At 64.2% G+C, this 360-nt stretch carries 1 pseudogene; it reads left to right on the forward strand.

What is annotated here, in order from left to right:
* Positions 1-360: pseudogene (locus tag FFY45_RS21825) on the forward strand (glycoside hydrolase family 92 protein); the annotation flags it as partial.

Consider the following 360-nt stretch of genomic DNA (forward strand, 5'->3'; position numbering starts at 1 on the left):
CAGTGCCGCATGGCTTCAACTTCTGGACGCCGGTGACCGATGCAGGAACGCTGACCTGGCTGTATCGCTGGAACGAGCACAACGATGCGGACAACCGCCCGCGCTTGCAGGCGCTATCGCTCAGCCATCAGCCGAGTCCGTGGATGGGCGACCGCCAGACCTTTCAGGTGATGCCGTCGCTGAGTAAGGGCACGCCGGAGGCCGATCGCAGCAAGCGCGCCCTGGCCTTCTCGCATGACACTGAAATCGCGCGACCGTATCGCTACGCAGTGCAGTTGGACAACGGGATCCAGGCCGAGATCGCACCGACCGATCATGCAGCGCTGTTCCGCTTTCGCTTCCCGGCGCAGGGCGATGCCA

This window comes from Xanthomonas hortorum (genome assembly GCF_011305375.1).
Lineage (GTDB): Bacteria > Pseudomonadota > Gammaproteobacteria > Xanthomonadales > Xanthomonadaceae > Xanthomonas > Xanthomonas hortorum_E.